The sequence below is a fragment of the Methylophaga sp. UBA1464 genome (assembly GCF_002325665.1).
In the GTDB taxonomy this organism is placed as follows: Bacteria; Pseudomonadota; Gammaproteobacteria; order Nitrosococcales; family Methylophagaceae; genus Methylophaga.
The window spans coordinates 17459-28285 of the sequence record NZ_DCSO01000091.1 but is presented as its reverse complement, the minus strand read 5'-3'; the positions used below and the strand labels follow the sequence as shown (position 1 = coordinate 28285).

9 protein-coding genes and 1 tRNA gene are annotated in these 10827 nt (G+C 43.4%); 7 read left to right on the top strand and 3 right to left on the bottom strand.

Features of this window, described 5'->3' with window-relative positions; genetic code table 11:
- Positions 1 to 123 precede the first annotated feature (123 nt).
- The 4 genes from B3O33_RS12440 (at position 124) to B3O33_RS12425 (ending at position 2747) form a co-directional block, all read left to right on the top strand.
- Positions 124 to 1200 carry an AI-2E family transporter gene (locus B3O33_RS12440; protein WP_292361149.1) on the top strand — a complete coding sequence of 359 codons (1077 nt, stop codon included), beginning with the start codon at positions 124 to 126 and terminating at the stop codon, positions 1198 to 1200.
- A 194-nt stretch (positions 1201 to 1394) separates the two neighbouring features.
- The gene (locus B3O33_RS12435) at positions 1395 to 1565 is read left to right on the top strand and encodes a hypothetical protein (protein WP_292361181.1); all 171 of its coding nucleotides are present in this window, start codon (positions 1395 to 1397) and stop codon (positions 1563 to 1565) included.
- Positions 1566 to 1781: 216 nt separating this feature from the next.
- Positions 1782 to 2204 carry a plastocyanin/azurin family copper-binding protein gene (locus B3O33_RS12430; protein WP_292361151.1) on the top strand — a complete coding sequence of 141 codons (423 nt, stop codon included), beginning with the start codon at positions 1782 to 1784 and terminating at the stop codon, positions 2202 to 2204.
- Between the two features lie 153 nt (positions 2205 to 2357).
- Positions 2358 to 2747, top strand: a complete 390-nt coding sequence (locus B3O33_RS12425; protein WP_292361152.1) for a DUF6746 family protein — start codon at positions 2358 to 2360, stop codon at positions 2745 to 2747.
- A 922-nt stretch (positions 2748 to 3669) separates the two neighbouring features.
- Here the strand turns inward: B3O33_RS12425 and B3O33_RS12415 are convergent.
- Positions 3670 to 5652: a TonB-dependent receptor family protein gene (locus tag B3O33_RS12415; RefSeq protein ID WP_292363735.1), complete on the bottom strand. Its 1983-nt coding sequence runs from the start codon at positions 5650 to 5652 to the stop codon at positions 3670 to 3672.
- A 582-nt stretch (positions 5653 to 6234) separates the two neighbouring features.
- Here B3O33_RS12415 and B3O33_RS12410 point away from each other — a divergent pair.
- From B3O33_RS12410 to B3O33_RS12400, 3 genes are all read left to right on the top strand, one after another.
- Positions 6235 to 7074 carry a plastocyanin/azurin family copper-binding protein gene (locus B3O33_RS12410; RefSeq protein ID WP_292361156.1) on the top strand — a complete coding sequence of 280 codons (840 nt, stop codon included), beginning with the start codon at positions 6235 to 6237 and terminating at the stop codon, positions 7072 to 7074.
- A 224-nt stretch (positions 7075 to 7298) separates the two neighbouring features.
- Positions 7299 to 7375: transfer RNA gene (locus B3O33_RS12405), tRNA-Asp, on the top strand.
- Between the two features lie 77 nt (positions 7376 to 7452).
- Positions 7453 to 9345, top strand: a complete 1893-nt coding sequence (locus B3O33_RS12400; RefSeq protein ID WP_292359022.1) for a SurA N-terminal domain-containing protein — start codon at positions 7453 to 7455, stop codon at positions 9343 to 9345.
- Between the two features lie 32 nt (positions 9346 to 9377).
- Here B3O33_RS12400 and B3O33_RS12395 read toward each other — a convergent pair whose 3' ends face one another.
- Positions 9378 to 10595: a dicarboxylate/amino acid:cation symporter gene (locus B3O33_RS12395; protein ID WP_292359023.1), complete on the bottom strand. Its 1218-nt coding sequence runs from the start codon at positions 10593 to 10595 to the stop codon at positions 9378 to 9380.
- A gap of 82 nt (positions 10596 to 10677) precedes the next feature.
- Positions 10678 to 10827, bottom strand: a 150-nt coding sequence (locus B3O33_RS12390; RefSeq protein WP_292363740.1) for an SDR family oxidoreductase, incomplete at its 5' end; no start/stop codon positions are given.

Sequence of the window (10827 nt, the reverse complement as noted above, 5' to 3'; positions counted from 1 at the left end):
CTCCACCTGGATAGTTCCTCAAATTTGAATGTTAGACTGCATTTAATGCGCTACAAGTCTGATGACGATATGCCAAAATAGTAACAGACATACCTTAAGACGCTGAACAGGACCAAAACAGATATGACCTTGCGAGCAGTATTCAAAAAGTGGGCGGAAAGATATTTTTCTGATGAAGAAGCCGTCATTATGCTGATTGTACTGGTATTAGGCTTTGCTGTGATCATCTGGTTTGGTCGTATGTTAGCCCCTTTTTTTACGGCGTTAATCATTGCGTTTCTGTTGCAGGGCGTAGTGAATATGCTAACAAGGAGGCACGTGCCGCAAATGATTGCCGTGGCAATCGTTTTTGTCGGTTTTGTCAGTGTGATGTTAGCGCTGGCCTTTTTGTTGATGCCATTGTTATGGAATCAGCTGGTTAATCTGGTATTGGAAACACCCAGAATGCTTTCGAGCGGACAGCAATGGCTGGATGAGCTTCAGGCGCAATATCCCACACTGATAACTCCGGATGAAATTCAGAACTGGATCTCAATGGTGGCAAGAGAATTGAGTATCTACGGTCAGCGTGCACTGACTTTATCTTTAGCTTCACTAGGCAATGTGATTGGTCTGATTGTTTATTTGGTCCTGGTACCAATTCTGGTGTTTTTCATGCTTAAAGACAGAGAAAAGCTGGTGGGCTTTATTTTATCAATGATGCCGGAAAAACGTGGCTTGATGAGCAGGATTTGGAATGAAATGGATGGTCAGATTGCTAACTACGTGCGTGGCAAGGTGGTTGAAATCATTATTGTGGGTACAGTGGCTTTTATAACTTTTGCCTGGTTTGGTTTGCCTTATTCGGCATTGCTGGCCGTGTTAGTTGGATTTTCAGTATTGATTCCGTTTATCGGTGCCGCAGTAGCAACATTGCCGGTTGCAGCGGTTGCAGGCTTTCATTTTGGTCTCACTGAGGAGTTTGCCTATGTATTGGTGGCTTACGGAATTATTCAGGCCTTAGATGGCAATGTGCTGGTTCCAATTTTGTTTTCTGAAGCGGTTAATCTGCACCCGGTGTCGATCATTCTGGCCGTTTTGTTTTTTGGTGGGGTTTGGGGTTTTTGGGGTATTTTCTTTGCTATCCCTCTGGCAACCTTACTCAAGGCACTGGTGACAGCCTGGCCACGAAGTTTAAAATCACAAATTGCTTCAGATTAAGTAAGCATTTTATATTTATTTGTTCAAAATCAACCTAACCAAAAGTAGGTTGTTTTATGGATATCAATGTCGGTCTGATTTGGTATCACTCATATCAACTGGGTATCGTCTTTTGCTGGCCTTCCGATTGCCTTGAACCGTGAGTAAAAGACAAAAGGGGCTGGGATGCGAACCTATCCTCTGGTGACGGCGCCATTATGAATACATCAGGATCCATAAATGGTACAGCTAGTGCAGCAGGTATATGGCTGACGGGTGCTATTGGCTTGTCGGTCGCTTATGCTCATTACGAAATTGCCATTGTTTTATCGGCGCTGGGCTTTCTCATTTTCCAGGTCAGTAGCTTTTTTAAACACGAAACTTAATGCCTGACCCAAAATGATTAACGCATGTTAATGCACTCCCCGGGAAATCATCCCACTATCAAAATGAAAAAAATCTATATATATCAAATAGGAACACTAAGGCTAAAACGTTGTCCTGAATATTATTAGGGAGTTTTTCACACAGAAAAGCGTTCAATATTATTAATAATTTACCCTGATGGTGTTTTTTTATACATCTTCTGTAGAGGAGGCATTATGCCAAAAACTAAACTAGCTCTAACGATTCCTGCAGCATTATTGTTTATAACTCAGTCGGTATTTGCGGAAACCCATGTGGTTACTGCCATAGGTATGAAGTTTGAGCCTATGGTCGTTAAGATCGCGCCCGGTGATACCGTTCGTTGGGAAAACATGCCGACACATAATGTGGAAACCATTGAAGGTCTTGTGCCAGAAGGTACTGAAAAAATAATGTCTCCAATGGGTGAAAACTATCAACATACTTTTGATAAAGAAGGTATCTACGTTTATATCTGTACCCCGCATATCGGAAGCGGTATGGGTGGTGCCGTGATTGTAGGTGAACCGACTAATCTGGACGACATCAAGGCGTCTGATGCTAGCGGGGGCTTAGGGCGTGTAGTCAGAAAAGCCATTCAGGAAGCAGAAGCAATGTAACCCGATATTCAGAATCACACGTTAAAAACCTTCCGTTAAATGACGGAAGGTTTTTTTATGCCTTGGAGTTTTGTATTTGTTTATCCAATTATATTTGCAAGTCTGGTTATCGTTGTATATGTTAACGGTTCTTATTTACATTTAGGTATCAACATGAAAGTAATAAATTACCTGGCAGCGGCAGCACTGAGTTTTGGTGTGGCCACAATGGCGAAAGCGGAAACGGTAGAGCATTTTAAAGGCGAATCAGCCGAGTCATTAGAAGAAGCGGTAACGCACTTCAAACGCTACAACGATCGATTGGAGACATTACTGAAAAAAGACTCAATGTCGGCAGAAGATGTGACCAAAATCCATGAGCTGACTTATACCCTGGAAAATGCACTGGCCAAAATAAATGAAGAGCTGGACAAATTAGCTGCAACACTTGAAGAAGTGCACCTGGCCTCTGAAAAATATGATGCAGATGCAGTACGGGATCATGGTGAAGCTTATATGGAGGTTATCAAAACCATAAGCAAAATGGGAGATTCAAAGTCTTAATAACCTGGACCCGGGGTTTGTGAGAATTAAGTCTGAGCTTTAAATAAAGTACTGGGGGCGTGAAAGCTCAGCTTATTGATGTCAGCGGTTTGTTTTTGTCTGGTTACGTTCTGGCAGAGCATGAAAATTATCGACAGTATATTTTCGATGAAGTCATTGAAAACAAAGTTGGAAGCTACCGAATAACCTATTCCAGTTATTGCAGCATACGATTTTTATACTACTCCCATGACCTTCCAGGTCTTGGTTCTTCTGGATAATCTTGGGAAATGAAGAAACCTGCTCCCGGGTTAAAAAGCTTTTATGGCACGTTCAGAAAAAGCGGTTCAAACGAAATATACCGATAGACAAATCATACTGATGGATCTCGATAAACCATAAATACAAAAAGACTAACCCTAAAGATACCTGTAAAACACAATAAACCCACCAGAAAAGGTGGGTTTTTTTGTGCAAAAAAAAGCCCGCACAGGGCGGGCTTGTCGGCAATGGTGATGCAGAAACAGCAAATCTGGGAGAAATGGCTGTTTTTGTTACATATTTAAAACATGTTCTGCATACCTTCTCCGTCAACGTTGAAGCTGGTTAAAAGTCGTAAGTAATACCGCCGAAGAACAGACGCTCACGACCTGGTAATTTCCCTTCGTTTCGACTTGCCAGATATTCTTTATCAAACAAGTTTTCAACACCGGCAAACAGTGTTACACCAGAATTTGGTACTCGATAGTCAATGCTGGCATTCCAAATGGTTTGGCTTGGGATAATGCCCGCAACACCTGTACGACGCTCAGGATTTTCACCATCACGAAGTTCATCACGGGTATTTTCGTCATCAACATATTGCTTGCTAACGTGTTGTACACCCATACGTGCATTGATACCGCTGACGTGTTCATAACCAAAATCCAGATTTAACAAATGCTCAGGTGCATNNTCCTTGAAGGCCGCTAACATCTTCGACGCGAGTATTCCCATCATCAACAAATTGTTTGCTGACATGCTGTACCCCGATTCTCGCATTCACACCGCTTTGATGTTCATAGCCATGATCAATGTTTAACAGGTGTTCAGGTGCATATTGCATTCTGTTGCCATCGTTATCTGGGTTTTCAGCTTTCTTGTATTCAGCTGTCCATAAGTTGGTATAAGCACCTGAAATATAGAAATTATTGGTTGTACCATAGATATCACCAAAATTAATACGTCCAGCTAACTCAATACCTTGCTGCTCACTTTCACCACTGTTGTCAAAAGTCGCACCGTTATCTACAACTGTATTTTCAATATCGTTGTGGAACAGGGTTGCAGAGACAACAACGCCGTTAAAGTAAGCACTTCTGAAACCTAATTCATATAAAGTACTTTCTTCAGGTTCAGCTCTACCACCATCGGCTGTGAACTCACGATCTGCACGCGCTGGGGAAATCCCTTCATGCACACCAGCAAAGATGGTTGTATTGGCGATGCCATTCCAGGCAACCCCAAAACTTGGCAAAAACTCGGTGAAGTTATCATTTTCTTTTTCGCCAGTGAACTCATCCTTATCCGTGGTACGAACATCTTCCACACGGAACCCCGGAGTTAATGACCAGTTACCGATGTAAGTGGTGTTTTGTGCGAAATAGGAAATAGCTTGAGCGTCTAACCTTGAACCTTCGCGATCTTCACCTTCAATCAAGGCAAGCTTGTAGTCTTCACGTTGAGCAGGGTTGGTAGCAAAGACCTGCTGGCGATGTGCTTTTTCTTCGTGATAACGAATACCGACAATCGCGTCGTTTTCTAGGCCAAACAGACTATGTCCAAAGTCAGCACGCGTTTCAGCACCCCAGGTGTAGTATTGGCGTGGCGCATGACGGCCACCACAAATGCTTACATCACCTACTTCACTGGCAAGAATAGTCCCGCCACCAGCCGCAGGACAAGAGCGTAGACGTGATGAACTAAAACCATCACCATCAATACGACCAGTGTTAGACGCACGTAAACCGTTCCGGAAAGTATCCGTATAATAAGCCTGTGACCGTAAGGTAAGGTTATCATTGACTTCAAAAATATGACTCAGCTGAACAACATCACGATCCTGCTCCCAATCATCCAGATCAACTGTTGGATGACTAAATGGATCGCGATCATATTCATCAATGGTTAAGTAATTTTCTGTTTGATTACGACGATCACGGGTGTGAACCAGTTTTAAGCCAAGCGTTTGGCGATCAGTGATATTCAGTTCACCTTTAAAGCGATAATCTTTTACATCAAACTCACCACCTTTGAAGATGCCATCACCTTTGTTCTGGGTGAAATCGAACATCACGCCACCGATCTCATTACCAAAACCTACATTACCATGCAGTAAACGGTAATCCTGATTACCAAAAACTGTGGATACACTACCTTCGATTTCGCCATTACGCGGTACAGGTTTAGTAATAAAGTTAACCGCACCGCCTAGTGTTTGTGGTCCATAAAGGATTTGGCCCGCACCTTTAACAACCTCAATACGACTTACAGCGCTTGATGCTGGTGTGTAATGCACAACAGGATCTAAATATGGAGCAAGCTGCAACGGCATGCCATCTTCCATAATCATTGTTTTTGCACTGCGACGTGGATTTTGGCCACGTATACCAATATTGGTATCAAAACCCATGCTGCCATCCGCAACAACATGAACCCCTGGTACAGATCTCATTCTTTCAATATTGGAAATGGGGCGGCGCTCTTCAAGGTATTCCTCATCGATAATATCGAAAGAGCCTGGAACAGATTCAAGACGATCAGGCAAAATGCCGGTGACGGTCATTTTACCTGTATCAATTGCATCTTCCTCAGCCAGAACGGCATAAGGCATCAGCATCAGCGATGACATTATCGCCGAGCTGATGAGTTTTGGTTTTAGATTCATTTCTCTCTCCTGTGCGTAAAAAGCTCATGCAGGCTAGCTTTAGCCGTTTTAGCTTCATATAGGAAAAATTCCTAAAACAACGCAAATCACCACGCTAATCCAAGTGTTTATGCGGTTTAAGATGGCCATAGTTTGGGGGTGGCTGTTTTTAACCAATATGAATTTGGGAAGGAATTAAGTTGAAGTCATAAAAAACATGCTTTCTTGGATGGCCTGTAAATAGTTGGTTGTAAGTAGCCGTCCATCTGGTTTAATGCAGCCCCACCTGTAACGTGTTGTTTGAATGAAAAAAAACATAAAAAATTGTTGTATAAATGCAACGAGGTGATGCTTTTCACTTATTTTTATCGATGTTTTTCGGGAAGTTGCGCACATAATTTCAGGAGTAATGCCCTTTTTTTGCTAGTTAACACCTTTAATTGAGGATGAAAGTGCAAAACTATTTTGGCGTGTTGTAAAAACACCAAGAAAACGGATTGCTAACCATAAATTGTCCCAGGTCAAAGAAAAGGACTGAATTGCTTATAAATAGCGTTAGGGGGATGGTATGATCGGTAAAAATTTATCAAATTGGAGAGTCTAATGCGTCATTCCCGTTCAATTATTACTGCGGTCATTATTATTGCCATAGCGGTTTTTGTTGTGGCTGCTGTTTCATCCTTTATCTCTGGAAGCAGTGATCATTACGATCGACCAAGCTCTCCTAAGGAAGTAATCGAAAAAATGACGGAGGTTGCTGAGTCGACGGAGGAGGTTGCTCAATCAGAACCCACTTCGGAAATCAGTGAACAGGTTTCTGAGGCCTCACAGCAGGAAAAAGAAGCATTGCAAAGTAATACACACACAGAGGTAGTGGATAACGCGAGCGATGCGGTAGAGTCTGCCATTGAGAGCGCTCAGGAAACCAGTCAAAGTGTCAGTGAACGTGCCAGCGAAACTATTGCTGCGGCAGAAAATGCAGCTGCTGAAGGCCGGGCTGATGCTGAAGCAAGACTCGAAGAAGTCGCTAAAGAAGCTGGTATTAAGGCAGAGCCGGAAGAGGTGGCTGCTCCCGCCACGGTAGAATCAAAAAATCATACAGTGACTGCTCAAGGTTTGATTTATGAACCGCTTGTTGTCACGATTGCACCGGGTGATTCTGTATCCTGGACCAATATGAGTACACATAATACCGAGTCAATCGAAGGCCTGATTCCGGAAGGTGCAGAAATGTGGGTGTCTCAAATGAGTGAAAACTACAGCCGTACTTTTACTCAGGAAGGTATCTACATATATAAATGCACACCGCATTTCGGCGCTGGCATGGGCGGCGCTATTATCGTAGGCGAGCCAGTCAATCTGGAACAGATCAAAAACTCCGGCGCGAAGGGTGCTGCAAAACGATTGGTAAATAAAGCGGTCCAGGCAGCTGAAGCAATGTAATCCAAATCCCCCGTGAGGCAATTATTAACGCTTCCGGGGGATTTTTTTGTCTTTAATTCTTCGCCAAGGCAGCTGTCCAGCAATCAATAGACCCATTTAATAGACGTTTTTTCAAATACTTATCTGGTCCTAAAAGCTTTTTTCCGTTGAACACTAACACCTTTTGATTTTTTGCTGTATTCTTGCACGCTTCCTGACCGGTTGTCTGTTAACCATCAGGTCGCGGAGCGGTAGTTCAGTTGGTTAGAATGCTGGCCTGTCACGCCGGAGGTCGCGGGTTCGAGTCCCGTCCGCTCCGCCAATACAAAAGAAGGGCGCATTCTATGCGCCTTTTTTTTTGCTTAAATTAACCCACACTCGTGAAGAAGGTTCACTGCTATGTTGCATTTCATACGTGATCGCGCCCAAGGTTGGATTGCTTGGTTTATTGTTGGTTTAATCAGCATTCCCTTTGCACTTTGGGGGGTGAATTCTTATGTCACCGGACCAAGTGATGCGGTAGTAGCGAAGGTAAATGGTGAGGAAATCACCCGCTCTGAATTATTACAGGCAGTTCAGCGTTATCGTGAACAAATGCGGCAAATGATGGGAGATGAATTTAATCCCGATATGTTTGATGGTGCTGAAATACGCTATGCAGTCATAGATGATCTTATTGAGCAACGCTTGATTCGTTCAGCCTCTGATAAGCTGGGGCAACGAATAAGTGACCGTCAAATTGCCCAGTTTATTCAGCAGACCCCGGCTTTTCAACGCGATGGAAGTTTTGATACCGAGCAGTATCAAATGGTGTTGGCTCGTGCTGGATTCAGTCCGGCATCCTACGAAGCATCTTTGCGAAATGACCTTCTGGGGCAGCAACTTGTCCAGAATATTGAAGGCAGTACTGTAGTGTCTCAAGTTGAAGTTGAAAGACTGTTGAAACTTGAAAACCAGCAGCGTGAAATCGCTTATGGTGTGATAAAACTTGAAGACTTCCTGAGCGAAGTAGAAGTTGATGAAAGTGATGTGCGTGATTTTTATAACGCCAATCAATCAAGCTATACCACTCCGGAACAGATCTCGGTTGATTATCTTGAATTGTCACTTGATACGGTTTCGTCACAGATTGACGTTAACGATGAACAACTACAGCAATATTTTATTGATAATAAAACCCAGTTTGTCGGCCCGGAACAGCGTCGCGCAAGTCATATTCTGATTGAGGATAATGAACAAGCAGAGCAAATCCTCGCTGAAATTCAAACCAAGTTTGAAGAGGGGCAGAGCTTTGAAGAACTCGCAGAAGCTTATTCTGTAGATGTCGGTTCAGCATCTTCTGGTGGTGATCTGGGAACCATTCAACGTGATGTGATGGAAGCGACGTTCGAAGAAGCGGTATTTGCTTTAGAAAATGTAGGAGATATCTCCGAGCCGATTAAAACAGAGTTCGGTTATCACATCATTAAACTGACTGATATTGATAAATCCAGCAATGTTGATTTTGCTGATGTTAAAAATGAAGTAGCCTTGCAATACAGACGTCAGCAGGCTGAGCGTCAGTTTTATGATAAAGCTGAAGAACTGGCCAATCTTACTTATGAAAATCCTGAGACCCTGGATGTTGCTGCAGAAGCTTTAGCATTGGAGATTAATACCTCCGGTTCATTTACGCGCTCTGGTGGGAGTGGTATTGCTGAAAATCAGGCAGTTATAAAAGCCGCATTTTCTGATGATGTACTAAATGAAGATTTGAACAGTCAGGTTATTGAATTATCTGACACCCGACTGGTTGTGATCCGTAAGAACAGCTATGTGGATGCGACGTTACTGCCATTTGATTCTGTCTCTCCCGCAATTACCGAGCAAATTCGTTATCAACGTGCCAGTGATTTGGCATATATTCAGGGCGAAGCCAGATTACAGGAATTAAAATCAGGGGCCCCGGCAAACGAGGTATTTGTTGATAACTGGCAGCCGGCCGCATTTTATAGTCGTGATAGTCAGAACATCAGTGCCCAAATCCTCAATCAGGCATTTACGTTACCTAACGCGGAGTCAACGCAATATGCGGGCTTTACAGCAGATAATGGTAATTACGTTGTGGTCGCAGTAAGTGATGTGCAACAGGGGGCAATTGACGATATCGAGCCTGAAGTCCGTGATGGTTTGGTTTCAAACTTAACACGCCTGAATGGCAGTGCAGAAATGGCCGCTTTTCTCAGCGCATTACGCAGTGAGGCGAAAATTAAGATTTACGAATCGCGTGTAACCTCTGCCGATGAAGAATAATTATTACTTCTGGAATGAGTAAAAAAAGGCGCTTATAGCGCCTTTTTTATGACCAGTGTATCAATGACTTTGGCGCCGACACTGTCACCCCATATATTGACGACGGTACGAAAGCGATCCAGAAACCAGTCTACTGCCAGTAACAATGCAATACCGTCCAGAGGCAAGCCTACGGCACTGAGTACGATTACCATCGTCACCAGACCCGCTTCCGGTATCCCCGCTGCCCCGATTGCAGCCAGCGTTGCAGTGATAAACACAATCACCTGCTGGGTCATGGTTAAATCAATTCCATAGGCTTGTGCAATAAATAATACGGCTGCTGCCTCATAGAGTGCTGTGCCGTCCATATTTACTGTGCTGCCAAGTGGTAATACAAACTTGATGGCCTTATCGCTGACTTTATTTTCGCGAGCATTCTCCATTGTTAATGGCAGGGTAGCGGTTGAGCTTGCCGTACCAAAACCGGTAAATAAGGCTCGGCTCATGCCAATCAAATAGCTAAAGCCTTTACCGGCAATAAGTTGAAGTAGTAAGAATAGAAAACAAAAATGAATAAATAAGCCAGTCAATACGGTGACGACATGCCAGCCTACGGCTTGAATTTCTTTGTAAAGTTCTTCACCACCACCCGCCAGACCGATGCGCGCAGCAATCAACGCAAAAATCCCGATGGGAGCAAAATACATGATCCATATCACTAGTTTCATCATAGCTTCATTAATGCCATCAAAAACCGCAAATACCGGTTTAGAGCGGTTGCCAATAGTCGTTAGTGCCATGGCAAACAATATGGCAAAAACAATGATTGGTAATAATTGCATTTCGGTAGCTGAGGCAAACAGATTGGGTGAAATCAGTGACATGAAAATATCGGATATGCCGGTCCCCTGTTTTTCAAGAATACGCTCTGGAACTGTGGCATTGCCAAGCTCTATTCCAGCACCAGGTTGGATAATATTGACCACTACCAAGCCAATAAAGACAGCAACAGCCGTTGTAAGACCATAATAAAAAATGGTTGAACCACCTAAACGGCCCAGCTTTCTGACATCTCCAAGTGCCCCAATGCCGCTGATGACCGAGGCCACAATCAGAGGAATAATGATCATTTTAAGTGCATTGAGGAATAAATCGCCCATCCAGCCGATTTGCAATGACAACTCACCAAAAAACCAGCCAAATAAAACACCACTAATGGCACTCAAGATGATTAGAGCTAATAAAATGACGGCATGTGAGTGAGGCATGAGCTGTCCTTAATTTGCAATGGTTAAAACAAAAACAGGGCTTAACGCCCTGTTTTTATTAACTAAATGTACATCGGTTAGATTACTTGTCGCCAATGCCAACGATGTTGTATCCACCATCAACGTAGGTAATTTCACCAGTCACACCGGATGCAAGGTCTGAGCATAGGAAAGCGGCAACATTACCCACTTCCTCAATGGTCACATTGCGACGCAGCGGTGCATTACGTTC